The 14,685-nt window shown below is 58.2% G+C and carries 16 protein-coding genes; 7 read left to right on the top strand and 9 right to left on the bottom strand.

Features of this window, described 5'->3' with window-relative positions:
* Positions 1–86: 86 nt before the first annotated feature.
* The 5 genes from ACP7A4_RS07855 to dadA all read right to left on the bottom strand — a co-directional run bounded on the left by ACP7A4_RS07855 (position 87) and on the right by dadA (position 4,156).
* Positions 87–500 (bottom strand): c-type cytochrome, encoded by a 414-nt coding sequence (locus tag ACP7A4_RS07855; RefSeq protein WP_048363840.1) that lies wholly within the window; start codon positions 498–500, stop codon positions 87–89.
* A 181-nt stretch (positions 501–681) separates the two neighbouring features.
* On the bottom strand, positions 682–1,230 hold the full coding sequence (locus ACP7A4_RS07850; RefSeq protein WP_048363841.1) for a cupin domain-containing protein: 549 nt from the start codon (positions 1,228–1,230) through the stop codon (positions 682–684).
* Between the two features lie 127 nt (positions 1,231–1,357).
* On the bottom strand, positions 1,358–2,431 hold the full coding sequence (alr, locus tag ACP7A4_RS07845) for an alanine racemase (protein ID WP_059765926.1): 1,074 nt from the start codon (positions 2,429–2,431) through the stop codon (positions 1,358–1,360).
* Between the two features lie 98 nt (positions 2,432–2,529).
* Positions 2,530–2,883: a RidA family protein gene (locus ACP7A4_RS07840; protein ID WP_048363843.1), complete on the bottom strand. Its 354-nt coding sequence runs from the start codon at positions 2,881–2,883 to the stop codon at positions 2,530–2,532.
* A complete protein-coding gene (gene dadA, locus ACP7A4_RS07835; RefSeq protein WP_048363844.1) occupies positions 2,855–4,156 on the bottom strand; it encodes a D-amino acid dehydrogenase in 1,302 nt (433 codons plus the stop codon). Before dadA ends, ACP7A4_RS07840 begins: the two co-directional genes overlap by 29 nt.
* Before the next feature lie 156 nt (positions 4,157–4,312).
* Between dadA and ACP7A4_RS07830 the strand changes: the two genes are divergently transcribed.
* Positions 4,313–4,801, top strand: coding sequence for an Lrp/AsnC ligand binding domain-containing protein (locus tag ACP7A4_RS07830; protein ID WP_019828215.1), 489 nt, complete (start codon positions 4,313–4,315; stop codon positions 4,799–4,801).
* 49 nt (positions 4,802–4,850) lie between these two features.
* Here ACP7A4_RS07830 and ACP7A4_RS07825 read toward each other — a convergent pair whose 3' ends face one another.
* Positions 4,851–5,204, bottom strand: a complete 354-nt coding sequence (locus ACP7A4_RS07825) for a YkgJ family cysteine cluster protein (RefSeq protein WP_048363845.1) — start codon at positions 5,202–5,204, stop codon at positions 4,851–4,853.
* Positions 5,205–5,351: 147 nt separating this feature from the next.
* On the opposite strand from ACP7A4_RS07825, the gene ACP7A4_RS07820 reads away from it, so the two are divergent.
* Complete coding sequence (locus tag ACP7A4_RS07820; protein WP_203302077.1) at positions 5,352–6,653, top strand: NAD(P)/FAD-dependent oxidoreductase; 1,302 nt, start codon at positions 5,352–5,354, stop codon at positions 6,651–6,653.
* Between the two features lie 45 nt (positions 6,654–6,698).
* Here ACP7A4_RS07820 and ACP7A4_RS07815 read toward each other — a convergent pair whose 3' ends face one another.
* The gene (locus ACP7A4_RS07815; protein ID WP_059765922.1) at positions 6,699–6,932 is read right to left on the bottom strand and encodes a DUF1127 domain-containing protein; all 234 of its coding nucleotides are present in this window, start codon (positions 6,930–6,932) and stop codon (positions 6,699–6,701) included.
* 179 nt (positions 6,933–7,111) lie between these two features.
* Here ACP7A4_RS07815 and ACP7A4_RS07810 point away from each other — a divergent pair, with 179 nt between their 5' ends.
* The gene (locus tag ACP7A4_RS07810; RefSeq protein ID WP_059765920.1) at positions 7,112–8,533 is read left to right on the top strand and encodes a PLP-dependent aminotransferase family protein; all 1,422 of its coding nucleotides are present in this window, start codon (positions 7,112–7,114) and stop codon (positions 8,531–8,533) included.
* Between the two features lie 58 nt (positions 8,534–8,591).
* Entirely contained in the window at positions 8,592–10,118 is a 1,527-nt protein-coding gene (locus ACP7A4_RS07805; RefSeq protein WP_426246258.1) for a phospholipase D family protein, read from the top strand.
* An 8-nt stretch (positions 10,119–10,126) separates the two neighbouring features.
* Here ACP7A4_RS07805 and ACP7A4_RS07800 read toward each other — a convergent pair whose 3' ends face one another.
* Positions 10,127–11,272: an MFS transporter gene (locus ACP7A4_RS07800; protein WP_048363850.1), complete on the bottom strand. Its 1,146-nt coding sequence runs from the start codon at positions 11,270–11,272 to the stop codon at positions 10,127–10,129.
* A 173-nt stretch (positions 11,273–11,445) separates the two neighbouring features.
* Positions 11,446–12,939, bottom strand: a complete 1,494-nt coding sequence (locus ACP7A4_RS07795) for an aldehyde dehydrogenase (RefSeq protein ID WP_059765913.1) — start codon at positions 12,937–12,939, stop codon at positions 11,446–11,448.
* Positions 12,940–13,176: 237 nt separating this feature from the next.
* Here ACP7A4_RS07795 and ACP7A4_RS07790 point away from each other — a divergent pair, with 237 nt between their 5' ends.
* From ACP7A4_RS07790 to ACP7A4_RS07780, 3 genes are all read left to right on the top strand, one after another.
* Complete coding sequence (locus tag ACP7A4_RS07790) at positions 13,177–13,539, top strand: cupin domain-containing protein (protein WP_059765910.1); 363 nt, start codon at positions 13,177–13,179, stop codon at positions 13,537–13,539.
* 214 nt (positions 13,540–13,753) lie between these two features.
* Positions 13,754–14,047 (top strand): I78 family peptidase inhibitor, encoded by a 294-nt coding sequence (locus ACP7A4_RS07785; RefSeq protein ID WP_059765907.1) that lies wholly within the window; start codon positions 13,754–13,756, stop codon positions 14,045–14,047.
* 52 nt (positions 14,048–14,099) lie between these two features.
* Entirely contained in the window at positions 14,100–14,672 is a 573-nt protein-coding gene (locus ACP7A4_RS07780; RefSeq protein WP_203302073.1) for a hypothetical protein, read from the top strand.
* Positions 14,673–14,685 lie beyond the last annotated feature (13 nt).

Here is a 14,685-nt window from a genome sequence, read left to right as displayed (position 1 = left end):
GGGGCGGGGATAAAGGCGCACAGCGGCTACCTGGAAAACAGGCACAAAAAAGCCGCCCATCAGCGGCTTTTTTGCAGGAGATCGGTTTATTTCAAACCAGACATCTTCTCGATGGCGCCTTTCAGGTCTTCATCGGAGCACGTCATGCACGTGCCTTTTGGCGGCATGGCGTTGATACCGGTGATGGCCTTGGCCAGGATGCCGTCGAGGCCGCCCTGGTGATCAGCACGTTCTTTCCAGGCAGCGGTGTCACCGATTTTCGGTGCGCCCAGCAGCCCGGTGCTGTGGCAAGCGCTGCAATGCTTGGCGATGATGTCATCAGCCGACATACCACCGCCGCCGCCCACAGAGGCCGTCACTTCCATCCCTTTACATTCTTGCCCTTGAATACAGACCTTACCGACCGGTTCAAGGCGTTTTGCAATGTCATCGTTCGTTGTTGCCTGAGCGTTGACTGCCCATAGGGCCACTACTGTTGCTGGTACGGCCAGCATTTTCATAATTAGGTTCACGCGTTCACCCTCAATGGTGGCTAGTCACGCCCACAACCACGGTTTCGCGGGCGGCGAAAGTATAACGGTTAGCCCGCCACTCTGAAACAACCCTAAAGTAGAAGGGGTCTTATAAGTGGCGAAATGCAACGCGGGCGGCCTCTGCAAGGCGTGCAGGGCGCCTCTGTTCTTAGAAATTCGCCGGGGTGGCTGCGCTGATTAGTCGCGCAGCGACGTCGAACGGATTACGGAAACGGTGCGGCTTGGCGCTTTCGAAATAGTAGCTGTCACCGGCTTCAAGCACGAAGGTCTCAAGACCTACGGTCAACTCAAGGCGACCTTCCACCAAAATGCCGGTTTCTTCACCTTCGTGGGTCAGCATCTCGTCGCCAGTGTCGGCGCCCGGCGGGTAGATTTCGTTCAGGAAGGCAATGGCGCGACTGGGGTGTGCGCGGCCGACCAGCTTCATGGTCACGGCACCGTCCGAAATGTCGATCAGCTCATTGGCTTTGTAGACAATCTGCGTGGGTTTTTCTTGCAGTATTTCTTCGGAAAAGAACTCGACCATGGACATGGGGATGCCACTCAGCACTTTTCTCAGCGAACTGATCGAGGGGCTGACGCTGTTCTTTTCGATCATTGAAATGGTGCTATTGGTGACGCCCGCCCGTTTGGCAAGTTCACGCTGAGATAGCCCTTTCAGTTTGCGGATGGATTGCAGTCGTTCACCGACGTCCAATGCGGGAGCCTCCTAGGGTTCAGATTCAGGTCGAATTGGCGCCATCATGGCGATAGCGTTCAGTATTTACAACACTTCGACTTCAATCCTGTGCGCCCGTTTGGCCCCGCACCGTGCACGTAGCCCATCAGCTCCCGGAATAGAGGCGTGGCACGCGTTTTAAGTTGCAGAATATCTGGTAAGGAATGGTTTCAGCGTGGGCTGCCACTTCACTGGCGAGGATGTTTTTACCCCACAGCTCAACGGTCGAACCCAGCCCTGCGTGTGGCACATCGGTGAGGTCGATGCACAACATGTCCATCGACACGCGGCCCAGCAACCGGCTACGTTGACCGGCCACCCACACTGGGGTGCCCGTAGGTGCCTGACGCGGATAACCGTCGGCATAACCCATGGCCACAACGCCGATACGCATAGGACGGTCGGTGACGAATTTGGCGCCGTAGCCCACGGGTTCGCCGACGGGTAGTTCGCGCACGCAAATCACTTTGGATTCCAGCGTCATGACCGGCTGCAAGCGCTCGGCAAGCACCTGCGACTCTTCAAACGGCGTGCTGCCGTAAAGCATCAGCCCAGGGCGTACCCAATCGCTCGGCACCTGAGGCCAGCCCAGCACGGCGGGGGAGTTACGCAAGCTGACTTCAGCCGACAACTCGGCGCGGGCGGCCTGAAACACTGCCAGTTGTTCATCACTGCGGCCGCAGCCCAGCTCATCGGCCCGCGAAAAGTGGCTCATCAGGACGATTTTTGCGACGTTGGCACAGGCTTGCAGGCGCTGATAAGCGGCCTTGTAGTCCGAGGGATGCAGACCCACGCGGTGCATGCCGGAGTCGAGTTTGAGCCACACGTTGATCGGTTTGGCGAGGCGGGCCTGCTCGATGTCGTCCAGTTGCCACAACGAATGCACCACACACCACAAATCGTGTTCAACGATCAGCGGCAGTTCATCGGCAGTGAAAAAACCCTCAAGTAGCAGGATCGGGGCGCCAATACCGGCCGCACGCAACTCCAGCGCTTCTTCAATGCACGCGACGGCGAACCCGTCGGCCTGCGCTTCAAGCGCTTGGGCGCAACGCACGGCACCGTGGCCATAAGCGTCGGCCTTGATCACGGCGAGGGCTTTGGCACCCGTCACTTCGCGGGCCAGTTGGTAGTTGTGACGCAGGGCTTGAAGGTCGATCAGGGCACGGGCTGGGCGCATGGCGGGCTTCTAACGGCTGTTGAATAAAAAACCGGCGCTCACCCGCAGCGTTGACTGCGTGCTGCACCGGAAGAGGGACTGTTACAGGAGCAAAAAACCTATGGCAGCGCTGCAATCACCGACAGCTCGACCAGAATCTCGGGTTCGCACAGCTTGGCCTCAACCGTGGCGCGAGCGGGCTGCACGCCTTTTGGCAGCCATTTGTCCCATTCACTGTTCATGCCCGCAAAGTCGGCATCAATGTCTTTGAGGTAAATGGTGACTGACAAGATGTGGTTTTTGTCGGTACCCGCGATATCCAGCAAATGCTCAATATTTTTCAGGGTTTCGCGGGTTTGCTGCTCTACGCCCGCATTCATGTCGTCACCCACTTGCCCTGAGAGGTAAACCGTCCCGTTATGGGCAACGATTTGGCTCATGCGTTCATTGGTGAGCTGGCGCTGGATTGCCATGTTTTGCAGTCTCCTGTGGGTTGCCATAACGGGAAATATCGAGGCCTTCGGTGCTGATCTGCGGCGTTTTCTTCGCCATGACGTCTGCGAGGTAGCGGCCCGAACCACACGCCATCGTCCAACCGAGTGTGCCGTGACCGGTGTTCAGGAACAGGTTCTTGAACGGGGTCGCGCCCACAATCGGGGTGCCATCGGGGGTGGTTGGGCGCAGGCCGGTCCAGAAGCTGGCCTGGCTCAAATCGCCGCCCAAAGGATAAAGGTCGTTGACGATCATCTCCAGGGTTTCGCGCCGACGTGGGTTAAGCGACAGGTCAAAACCGGCTATTTCAGCCATGCCACCGACGCGGATGCGGTTATCGAAGCGGGTGATCGCGACCTTGTAGGTCTCATCGAGAATCGTCGACGTCGGCGCCATGTTCGGGTCAGTGATCGGAATGGTCAGCGAGTACCCTTTGAGCGGGTAGACCGGAGCCTTGATGCCCAGCGGCTTGAGCAGCTGTGGAGAGTAGCTGCCCAGTGCCAGCACATAGCGGTCTGCGGTTTCGAGCTTGCCGTCGATCATTACGCCGTTGATACGGTCGCCTGCGTAGTCCAGGCGCTGAATGTCCTGACCGAAGCGGAATTCGACGCCAAGGTTTTTTGCCATTTCGGCCAGGCGAGTGGTGAACATCTGGCAATCGCCGGTTTGATCGTTCGGCAGGCGCAGGGCGCCAGCCAGAATGTCGGTCACATTGGCCAGCGCCGGCTCAACGCGGGCAATGCCAGCGCGGTCGAGCAGTTCGTAGGGCACGCCAGACTCTTTGAGTACGGCGATGTCTTTGGCTGCGCCATCCAATTGAGCTTGGGTGCGGAACAGTTGAGTCGTACCCAGGTTACGGGCCTCGTAGGCAATGCCGGTTTCGGCGCGCAGTTCGTCGAGGCAGTCACGGCTGTATTCAGACAGGCGCACCATGCGCTCTTTGTTCACGGCATAACGGCTGGCGGTGCAGTTGCGCAGCATCTGCGCCATCCACAGGTATTGGTCGATATTGGCAGTGGCCTTGATCGCCAAAGGCGCGTGGCGCTCCAGCAACCATTTGATGGCCTTGAGCGGCACGCCCGGTGCGGCCCACGGCGAGGCGTAGCCTGGCGAGACCTGGCCTGCGTTGGCAAAACTGGTTTCCATTGCTACGGCTGGCTGACGGTCGACCACGACCACTTCAAAACCGGCTCGGGCCAGATAATAGGCGCTGGCAGTACCAATAACGCCGCCACCCAATACCATAACTCGCATATTTATATCCCTCATCGCGGCCAGCCGCAGACGTTTATTGTTCAAAGCGAAGATGGGCGCAGTATAGGAACCATTGGCTAGTGGAATTCACTGTATAAACGGCTATATTTGGCGACAATTCTCGGCCAAAACGCTTTTGACAAAGGAGATTCTCCTATGCGTACAAATCATCAAACAAAGCGTGAGCTGGACAAGATTGATCGCAACATTTTGCGCATCTTGCAGGCCGATGGCCGGATCTCGTTTACCGAGCTGGGAGAGAAGGTCGGGCTGTCTACCACGCCCTGTACCGAACGGGTGCGCAGGCTGGAGCGCGAAGGGATCATCATGGGCTACAACGCCCGGCTCAATCCGCAGCATTTGCAGGGCAGTTTGCTGGTGTTCGTCGAGATCAGCCTCGACTACAAATCTGGCGATACATTTGATGAGTTCCGACGGGCCGTGTTGAAGCTTCCCCATGTATTGGAATGCCATTTGGTGTCGGGGGACTTTGACTATCTGGTGAAGGCGCGCATTAGCGAAATGGCGTCCTACCGCAAACTATTGGGCGATATCTTGTTGAAATTGCCCCATGTGCGCGAGTCCAAAAGCTACATCGTGATGGAAGAAGTGAAAGAGAGCCTGAATTTGCCGATTGCAGATTAACAGCGGCTCTTGCCCTGTCCCTGAGGGAGAGGGAGAGGCTTTTGGTGTTTCAGACCAAAACCTGTCGCGTACTGGCGATGTATTCATGCACCAATTTTTCAGCGCTGGGGTGGATCAGCTCCACCGGTCGCCGCCCGTTGGGGCAAGGCAAGGTCGGTGTGGTGCCGAACAGGCGGCAAATCAGCGGGCGTTCTTCGTACACCGTGCAGCCGTTGGGGCCCAAATGCACACAGTTCAGCTCGTCCATGGCCGCTTCCTGCTCGGCGGCTGTCTTGCGCGGCAAGCGCGCCATTTCTTCAGATGAGGTGGTCACCGGTCCGCAGCAGTCATGGCAACCCGGTACGCACTCAAACGATGGTATTTGCTGGCGCAGGAAGCGGATTTTATGACTGTTGCAGCTCATCCAGGGCGTACCGATTTTTAAAAGGCCGCAGAGTCTGCCTGAAAACCCCTGCCCTAGACAGCGCCGTCCAGCTGTTCTTGCCCCATGTGAATGGCACGGCTTATGCTCCGTCAAATTTTCCAAACACAAATAATCAGGATCACGCACATGAACGCCCCTGTTCAGCGCAGCCAGCACACCGCCTCTTATTACGCCGCCAGCAGCTTGCCGCAGCCCGATCATCCGGTGCTGCAAGGCGAACATGTGGCCGATGTGTGCGTAGTGGGCGGGGGCTTTACCGGGTTGAACACGGCGTTGGAGCTGGCCGAGCGCGGTATGAGCGTGATCTTGCTTGAAGCGCACAAGATCGGCTGGGGTGCCAGTGGGCGTAACGGCGGGCAACTGATACGTGGCGTGGGGCATGGCCTTGAGCAGTTTGAAGGCATCATCGGCAAGGACGGTGTGCGTCAGATGAAGCTGATGGGGCTGCACGCTGTGGAAATCGTGCGCCAGCGTGTTGAGCGCTTCAATATCGCCTGCGACCTGACCTGGGGATATTGCGATTTGGCCAACAAGCCTCGCGACCTCGAAGGCTTTGCCGAAGAAGCAGATGAATTGCGCAGTTTGGGTTATCGCCATGAGACGCGATTGTTGCAGGCCAACGAAGTGCGCAGTGTGGTGGGGTCTGATCGTTATGTGGGCGGGTTTGTCGACATGGGTTCGGGGCACCTTCACCCGCTCAACCTGGCCTTGGGGGAAGCGGGTGCAGCGGCACAGTTGGGCGTCAAGCTGTTCGAACACAGCGCAGTGACGCGCATTGATTACGGCCCGCAAGTGCGCGTGCACACCGCTCAAGGTTCTGTGCGCGCCAACAGCTTGGTGCTGGGCTGCAACGCCTACCTTAAAGACCTCAACCCTCAATTGAGTGGCAAAGTGCTGCCGGCTGGCAGTTACATCATCGCCACCGAACCGTTGAGCGAAGCGCAGGCCCACGCCCTGTTGCCGCAAAACATGGCGGTGTGCGATCAGCGCGTGGCCTTGGACTACTACCGCCTTTCGGCCGATCGGCGCTTGTTGTTCGGTGGTGCTTGCCATTATTCAGGACGTGACCCACAGGACATTGCGGCTTACATGCGGCCGAAAATGCTCGAAGTATTCCCTCATCTAAAAGACGTGAAAATCGACTTTCAATGGGGCGGCATGATCGGTATTGGTGCCAACCGCTTACCGCAGATTGGCCGTTTGCCCGATCAGCCGAACGTGTACTTCGCTCAGGCTTATTCCGGGCATGGGGTGAATGCCACGCATTTGGCGGGCAAGCTATTGGCCGAGGCCATCAGTGGCCAGCACAGCGATGGCTTCGACCTGTTTGCCAAAGTCCCGCACATCACCTTCCCTGGCGGCAAGTACCTGCGCTCGCCCCTGCTGGCGCTCGGCATGCTGTGGCATCGGCTCAAAGAGCTGCGCTAAATAGGGTGTAGTCGCGGCCGTAGGCAGCGACTACACGACGTGTGTTCAAGAGCGCCAGAACGGTTTGCAGCCTTCACGCAGGGCCATCGTCCGGCTCAACCCCACGTCGCGCAATTGTTGCTCGTCCAGTGCGAGCAGTGCGCGACGCGTACGAGAGCGGTGCCACATCAGGCCCCAGCCACTCAGGCCCGCCGGGGCTTTAATCACCTGAAACACGTGTTGCTCATCCTGCAATTGCGGGGCGTGCAGCGTCAGGCGTACATCGCTTAAACCATTCATGACCAGGCTCCTTGTTGACTCGTTGGCTCAGAGCAAAATGATGGCCTTGTGGTGAAAACCATGACAGATTCAGCAAACTGTTTTTACGTGCATACAGATGATGCTTTTCGGGGGCTGAATCCCCGTTTTGCGCCCCATCTGTCATGGTTTTTGTTCGCTACCTTGCCCAGAGTGCTGCCATGACCCTTTACGTCAACCTCGCTGACTTACTTGGTACGCGTATCGAGCAGGGTTTTTATCGCCCCGGTGACCGTCTGCCTTCCGTGCGTGCTTTAAGTGCCGAGCACGGGGTGAGTTTGAGCACCGTTCAGCAGGCGTATCGGCTGCTGGAAGACAACGGACTGGCTTCGCCGCGGCCCAAGTCTGGCTACTTTGTGCCTATGGAGCGTGAGCTTCCCGCCTTGCCGGGGATGGGCAAGCCAGCTCAACGCCCGGTGGAAATTTCGCAGTGGGAACAAGTGCTGGAGTTGGTGCGGTCGGTGCCGCACAAAGATGTGATCCAGCTGGGGCGCGGTATGCCGGACGTCACCACGCCCACCCTCAAGCCGCTGTTGCGCAGCCTGGCGCAAATCAGTCGTCGTCAGGACCTGCCCGGTCTGTATTACGACAATATTCACGGCGTGCTTGCCCTGCGCGAGCAACTGGCGCGGTTGCTGCTCGACTCGGGTTGCCAGTTAGGCCCTGACGAGCTGGTGATTACCACTGGCTGCCACGAGGCGCTGTCGTGCAGCATCCGCGCCGTGTGTGAGCCGGGCGACATTGTGGCGGTCGATTCACCGAGTTTTCATGGCGCCATGCAAACCCTCAAGGGGTTAGGCATGAAGGCGCTGGAAATTCCTACAGACCCGCTCACCGGCATCAGCCTTGAGGCGCTCGAACTGGCGCTTGAGCAGTGGCCGATCAAGGCAATCCAGCTCACCCCCAGTTGCAACAATCCGTTGGGCTACATCATGCCCGAGGCGCGTAAGCAGGCTTTGGTCGCATTGGCGCAGCGCTTTGATGTGGCCATCATTGAAGACGATGTGTATGGCGAGCTGGCCTACACCTACCCTCGCCCGCGCACGATCAAGTCGTTCGACGACGATGGCCGCGTGTTGCTGTGCAGCTCGTTCTCCAAGACCCTGGCGCCGGGTTTGCGCATCGGCTGGGTCGCACCGGGTCGTTATTTGGAACGGGTGCTGCACATGAAATACATTTGCACCGGTTCCACCGCGCCGCAGCCACAACTGGCCATTGCCGACTTTTTGAAAAATGGGCATTTCGAGCCACATTTGCGGAAAATGCGCACCCAATATCAGCGTAATCGCGACTTGATGCTGGGTTGGGTAAGTCGCTACTTTCCAGCGGGCACACGGGCCAGTCGGCCCCAAGGCAGTTTTATGCTGTGGCTTGAGTTGCCAGAGGGTTTTGACAGTTTGCGACTCAATCGCGCGCTGTTGGAGCAAGGCGTGCAGATCGCGGTGGGCAGTATCTTTTCGGCGTCGGGCAAGTACCGTAATTGCTTGCGAATGAACTACGCGGCCAAGCCTGCGTCCCAGATCGAGGACGCCGTGCGCAAGGTCGGGCTGGCGGCCACTAAGCTGTTGGCTGGCGCCCTTTAACTTCTTTGCAACGTTTGGCCCGAGGCGCTCCCCGTTGAAATCACTGTGTGTATTAATCATGAGTGTTGTGCTGGGAGGCTGCGCCAGCATGGACGTCCCTCGCGAACCGAGCCAGGCCACGCCGGCCGCGAATTCGTCCTTTGGTCGCTCGATCCAGGCGCAGGCAGCGCCGTATCAGGGGCGCTCGGGGTTTCGTCTGTTACCCAACAGCGGCGAGGCGTTTCGCGCGCGGGCCGAGCTGATTCGCAACGCGCAAACCAGCCTCGACTTGCAGTACTACATCGTCCACGACGGTCTGAGCACGCGCATGCTGGTGGATGAGCTGCTCAAAGCGGCTGATCGCGGGGTGCGTGTGCGGCTGTTGCTCGATGACACCGCCAGTGACGGGCTGGACGATTTACTGGCCACCTTGGCCGCGCACCCCAATGTGCAGATCCGTCTGTTCAACCCTTTGCAGTTAGGTCGCGGTACTGGCGTAACGCGGGCAATGGGGCGGCTGTTCAATTTGTCGCGTCAACACCGGCGCATGCATAACAAGCTTTGGTTGGCGGATAACAGCGTCGCAATTGTCGGTGGGCGTAATTTGGGCGATGAGTATTTCGATGCTCAGCCCGACCTGAACTTCACAGATATCGACTTATTGAGCGTTGGCCCGGTGGCTGAGCAATTGGGGCACAGTTTCGACCAGTATTGGAACAGCGCATTGAGCCAGCCCCTTGGCGATTTTGTCTCGTCGCGCTTGTCCAGGCGCGAGCTGTCCAAGGCGCGCAAAGAGCTGGAGGCGTCTTTGCAAAAAGCGCAGCGACGCAACCCCGCTTTGTATCAGGAGTTGGCCGCGTATGAGACCCGTCCGCAAATGGAGGTGTGGCGCAAAGAGCTGATCTGGGCCTGGAATCAGGCGTTGTGGGACGCACCGAGCAAGGTGCTGGCCAAGGATGAGCCAGATCCGCATTTGCTGCTGACCACTCAACTGGCCCCCGACCTTGCCGGTGTGAGCAAAGAGTTGATTTTGGTGTCGGCCTACTTTGTGCCGGGTGAAACCGGGTTGGTTTACCTGACCGGCAGAGCCGACGCCGGGGTTGATGTGCGTTTATTGACCAACTCGCTGGAGGCCACGGACGTGCCCGTGGTGCACGGTGGCTATGCGCCGTACCGTAAGGCGTTGCTTGAGCATGGGGTCAAGCTGTTTGAGCTGCGTCGCCAGCCGGGCAGCACCGGCGGCAGTGGACCGCACTTGTTCAAGACCAGCCTGAGTTCGGATTCGAGCCTGCACAGCAAGGCGATGATTTTTGATCAGCAAAAATCCTTTATCGGGTCATTCAATTTCGACCCGCGCTCGGGCTTGTGGAACACCGAAGTCGGGGTGCTGGTGGACAGCCCCGCACTGGCTGCGCAGGCCCGAGAGCTTGCGCTGCAAGGCATGTCCCCGGCATTGAGTTATCAACCGGTGCTGCGCGAAGGCACGATTGTGTGGCAGACCGAAGACAACGGGCAATTGCACACCTTGAGCCATGAGCCGGGCAGTTGGTGGCGCCGGCTCAATGCGTGGTTCAGCACGCGCGTGGGTTTGGAAAAAATGCTCTAGCGACGGGTTCAGGCGGGTGATTGTTCCGCGCCAAACGCGCCTTGGCGCAGCACCAATATCACCAAGCCCAATGCGCCAACGGCCATGAACAACGGCAGCGCATGCCCACTGATCCATTGGCTGCCCGCCCCTGCCGCCAGCGGTCCGATCAGACAGCCAATGCCCCACAACTGGGCCACGTGCGCGTTGGCGCGAACCAGCGCGTCGTCGCGGTAGCGTTCGCCGATCAGGATCAGCGACAGCGTGAACAAACCTCCCGCACTGGCGCCGAAAATCACCCACAGCGGCCATATCAGCAAGGTATTGAGCAGCAACGGCACCGCAAGGCTCGATAGCATCAACAGCACTGCGCAGCCGGTGAACAGTGTACGGCGTGAGAGTTTGTCGGCGAGTGCGCCAATGGGCAGTTGCAGCAAGGCATCGCCCACCACCACGGTGCTGACCATCGCCAGGGCGATATCGGCAGTAAACCCCTGGCGCAGACAGTAGATGGGTAGCAGGGTCAGAATCATCGCTTCAAACGCGGCGAACAGCGCGACGGCCCAGGCGATAGCGGGTAAGCCGCGGCAGAAAACCAGCAGATCCTTGAAGGTGACGCTGCATGACTCGGTTGTCGGTGCGCCATCACGCCCCATCAGCAGCAAGGGCGCAAGCGTGAGCAAACCCACGCCGATCCAGAAGCCGTAGTCGTTTTGCGAACCCACCAGACCCAAAAGTAGCGGCCCGGACAGCTGGCTCAGGGCGTACGCGCAGCCATACAACGCCACCAAACGGCCTCGCCATTGCTCGACCACCAGTTGATTGATCCAGCTCTCGCCGAGAATAAAAATCACCGTAAGCACTACGCCGATCAGCAATCTGAGCACCAGCCAGACCGGATAGCTGGGCAGCAACCCCAACAAACCGATGGACAGCGCGCCACACCACAGGCAGAGACGCATCAGGCCCGGCGTGCCAAAGCGCGCTGCCAGTTTGCTGGCGATGCTGGCACCGACCAATACGCCAATGGCGGGCATGGCGGCCATCACACCGATGGCAAAGCCGCCGTAGCCCCAGCTTTCAAGCCGCAACGACACCAGCGGCATGCTGACGCCCAGCGCCAACCCGACGCTCAGGACTGAGGCGAGTACGGCGAAATAAGTCGCCCAACGCATGGGTGTGCTCCTGTGGATAACGTGAACTCAAAGGTGCAAAACAGCTGTGGGAGCGAGCTGGCTAACGATTTACATACCTTTCGGTACGTTCATCGCCAGCCAGCTCGCTCCCACAGGCGTTTTACCGGCCGTAGCCGTTGCTCAAAGCGGGCAACGGCTACGGGGCTTGCGTGTTAGAGCTTGATCCAGGTGGATTTCAGCTCGGTGTATTTGTCGAACGCGTGCAGCGATTTGTCACGACCATTGCCCGATTGCTTGAAACCGCCAAACGGTGCCGTCATGTCGCCGCCATCGTATTGGTTCACCCACACGCTGCCAGCGCGCAGGGCTTTGGCGGTCAGGTGAGCCTTGGAGATGTCGGCAGTCCAGACCGCTGCCGCCAGGCCGTATGGCGTGTCGTTGGCGATCTGTACAGCTTCCTCAGCCGTGTCGAAGGTAATCACCGACAGCACGGGGCCAAAGATTTCTTCCTGGGCGATTTTCATCGCGTTGCTCACGCCGTCGAAAATGGTCGGTTCGACGTAAGTGCCGCCTGTTTCTTTCAGGATTTGGTTACCGCCCGCCACCAGCTTGGCGCCCTCGGAGTGGCCCGACTTGATGTACGACAGCACGGTGTTCATTTGCTGCGTGTCGACCAGCGCACCCACGTTAGTGGCGGGGTCCAGCGGGTTGCCCGGTTTCCAGCCTTTCAGGGCTTCGATCACCAGTGCCAGGAAAGTGTCCTTGATCGAACGCTCGACCAGCAGGCGCGAACCGGCGGTGCAGACCTCGCCCTGGTTGAAGGCGATAGCGCTGGCGGCTGACTCGGCGGCGGCTTGCAGGTCCGGGGCATCGGCGAACACGATGTTCGGGCTTTTACCGCCCGCTTCGAGCCACACGCGTTTCATGTTGGATTCGCCGGAGTACACCATCAACTGCTTGGCAATTTTGGTCGAGCCGGTGAACACCAGTGTGTCGACGTCCATGTGCAGCGCCAGTGCTTTACCGACCGTGTGGCCATAGCCCGGAAGGACGTTGAGCACGCCAGCCGGAATACCGGCTTCGACGGCCAGTGCGGCGATGCGGATTGCCGTCAAAGGCGATTTTTCGGACGGTTTGAGGATCACCGAGTTACCGGTGGACAGCGCCGGACCAAGCTTCCAGCAGGCCATCATCAGAGGGAAGTTCCACGGCACGATAGCCGCAACAACACCCACGGGTTCGCGTGTCACCAAGCCCAGTTGATTGTGCGGGGTTGCGGCCACCTCGTCGTAAATCTTGTCGATGGCTTCGCCGCTCCAGCTCAGCGCATTGGCGGCGCCCGGGACGTCGATGCCCAGTGAGTCAGAAATCGGTTTGCCCATGTCCAGGGTTTCAAGCAGCGCCAGCTCTTCAGCGTTTTGCTTGAGCAGACCTGCAAAGCGGATCATGGTGGCCTTGCGTTTGGCGGGTGCCAGGCGCGACCAAACGCCGGAATCGAATGTTTTGCGCGCGTTTTCGACGGCGCGTTGCGCATCTGCGCTATCGCAGCTGGCAACCTTGCCCAGCAAACGGCCATCGACCGGGCTGAGGCACTCGAATGTTTCATTGGAGACCGCGGCGGTGTATTCACCGTTGATGTAAGCGCGACCTTCGATTTTCAGCTGTTGGGCACGTTGTTCCCAGTCAGCACGCGTCAGGGTGGTCATTCGAGTGTCCTCCTCTTATTAATAAAAAAGCACCACGGCTTTCACGTGGCACGTCAGGAATGCTGTCCGATCCACCAATGTGATCGGCACAAGACATGCGCCACCCTAAACCAGTGGCTGTGGGACTTTCAATATATTTGACACAGGTGCCGTAAACGGCATGGCTTGTTCGTTTTAATAAACATAGACTTTGGTCTTTCTGATCACACATGCCGCAATTTCGGGGGGACTAACACCATGAGCATCGAAAACATCGTCGATTTCAGCACGGCCAACACAGAGGCCGAACGTTTTCGTCCGGCACCTGAAAAGGTGCTCAAAGGCGATCCCGAACAAGTTATCCACAACCATTACGACAGCCCTTGTGGGCAAATGAATGCCGGGGTGTGGGAAGGAGCTGTGGGGCAGTGGACAGTCAATTACACCGAGCATGAATATTGCGAAATCTTGCAGGGCGTTTCTGTTCTGCGTGACAAGGAAGGTAACGCCAAGACCCTGAGAGCGGGTGATCGCTTTGTCATCCCGGCTGGATTCAAAGGGACGTGGGAAGTGCTGGAGCCATGTCGGAAAATTTACGTGGTGTTTGAACAGAAAGCCTGAGCCCGCTGATTTAGAACTATTCAAAGCCCCGGTATCGAACGATCGCGGGGCTTTTTTGTAGGTGTCATTTCCGTAGCCATGCACAAACTTAGACATACGTTGGCCACACCATCAGCGTTTAACTAGGCCAGTCTTTGGAGTGCGCCGGGTCCGAATGGAATGATCGGCCCAAGCGTCAATCCCTTTATCTGAAGTGTTTAAACAAGGAAGTCTTATGTTCAATATCAATGCAGTTACGCGTTTGATTTTAGCGACCAGTCTTGTTCTGGGCGCTTGCTCCATGCCTGCAATGGCTGCCCAGGCAGGCCAGTGCAAAGCGTTCACCCTTAACTTTGTAGTTGCCCCTGAGGTCACTCCAGCGCTGCTGGAAATGCTGCGCAAGGAGTCTGGCGCAACGCTGGTACGGGTCGAGAAGCCGGGTGACATATTCACCCAGGAGGTGAATCCGAACCGCCTGCGCGTGATCGTAGATAAAAACAACATTTTGGTGCGATACCTGTGCGGCTAAGGATAACGCTGCGCATTGATCGGTAAGTCGAATGCTGAACGGGAAGTTCCATATGGATATGGAGTACACGCAGGGTTACAGCTTCAGGGCAGAGCTTTACTGGCGCGACACCCGAATGTTCAAGCATCGGATCGGTGCGAGTCTGGATGACTCAACGATCTTTAAAACCAACGATGGCTGGCTCTTCGCAGGCATAGACAACTACACCCAGTTCAACGGTGTAGTGCGTGTCAGAGAAGTCATAAAAATGGATTTCTGGTTCGGCTGTTACGTCAGGGAGGGCCAGTGTTTTTTTGATATACGCTGCATTTCACTGACGCGAGATGAGCCGTTCTTCGCCGCCCGGCTGGAGCCCAGTCGTAATGGCTTTTTAGGCTGGTATATCCCCGAAGATGATCGTCGCCAACCTTCTGAGGCGCAGTTATGGCAACTCGAAGGGTTTGATCCGGCCCATTTAGCCGTGGGGTATTGGCTCAATGGCATGACCCTGCGCAGCCCCAGGGGGCACGCGGTGAAGCGGTTGTACCAACAAGGCTTCCCGTATCTGAGTGAAAGCAGCTCGGGCGAGGATGGCATCTTGATGATAAAAGTGGTTCAGGTTGGGCAGGGGTATCCGTTCCCCTGAATCATCGGCACCT

The sequence above is a fragment of the Pseudomonas sp. TWR3-1-1 genome, assembly GCF_049896545.1.
Classification (GTDB): domain Bacteria; phylum Pseudomonadota; class Gammaproteobacteria; order Pseudomonadales; family Pseudomonadaceae; genus Aquipseudomonas; species Aquipseudomonas weihenstephanensis.
Note: the sequence above shows the minus strand (reverse complement) of the source record. Positions and strands in the feature narration are given on the sequence as shown.

Excerpts from the sequence above, each read along its gene's own strand:
- ACP7A4_RS07820 (WP_203302077.1), top strand. The coding sequence starts at position 5,352 with ATGAACGCCCCTGTTCAGCGCAGCCAGCACACCGCCTCTTATTACGCC.
- ACP7A4_RS07825 (WP_048363845.1), bottom strand. The coding sequence starts at position 5,204 with ATGAGCTGCAACAGTCATAAAATCCGCTTCCTGCGCCAGCAAATACCA.
- ACP7A4_RS07790 (WP_059765910.1), top strand. The coding sequence starts at position 13,177 with ATGAGCATCGAAAACATCGTCGATTTCAGCACGGCCAACACAGAGGCC.
- ACP7A4_RS07855 (WP_048363840.1), bottom strand. The coding sequence starts at position 500 with ATGAAAATGCTGGCCGTACCAGCAACAGTAGTGGCCCTATGGGCAGTC.
- ACP7A4_RS07840 (WP_048363843.1), bottom strand. The coding sequence starts at position 2,883 with ATGGCAATCCAGCGCCAGCTCACCAATGAACGCATGAGCCAAATCGTT.
- ACP7A4_RS07830 (WP_019828215.1), top strand. The coding sequence starts at position 4,313 with ATGCGTACAAATCATCAAACAAAGCGTGAGCTGGACAAGATTGATCGC.
- ACP7A4_RS07805 (WP_426246258.1), top strand. The coding sequence starts at position 8,592 with ATGAGTGTTGTGCTGGGAGGCTGCGCCAGCATGGACGTCCCTCGCGAA.
- ACP7A4_RS07795 (WP_059765913.1), bottom strand. The coding sequence starts at position 12,939 with ATGACCACCCTGACGCGTGCTGACTGGGAACAACGTGCCCAACAGCTG.
- ACP7A4_RS07800 (WP_048363850.1), bottom strand. The coding sequence starts at position 11,272 with ATGCGTTGGGCGACTTATTTCGCCGTACTCGCCTCAGTCCTGAGCGTC.
- ACP7A4_RS07815 (WP_059765922.1), bottom strand. The coding sequence starts at position 6,932 with ATGAATGGTTTAAGCGATGTACGCCTGACGCTGCACGCCCCGCAATTG.
- ACP7A4_RS07780 (WP_203302073.1), top strand. The coding sequence starts at position 14,100 with ATGGATATGGAGTACACGCAGGGTTACAGCTTCAGGGCAGAGCTTTAC.
- ACP7A4_RS07810 (WP_059765920.1), top strand. The coding sequence starts at position 7,112 with ATGACCCTTTACGTCAACCTCGCTGACTTACTTGGTACGCGTATCGAG.
- dadA (WP_048363844.1), bottom strand. The coding sequence starts at position 4,156 with ATGCGAGTTATGGTATTGGGTGGCGGCGTTATTGGTACTGCCAGCGCC.
- alr (WP_059765926.1), bottom strand. The coding sequence starts at position 2,431 with ATGCGCCCAGCCCGTGCCCTGATCGACCTTCAAGCCCTGCGTCACAAC.
- ACP7A4_RS07785 (WP_059765907.1), top strand. The coding sequence starts at position 13,754 with ATGTTCAATATCAATGCAGTTACGCGTTTGATTTTAGCGACCAGTCTT.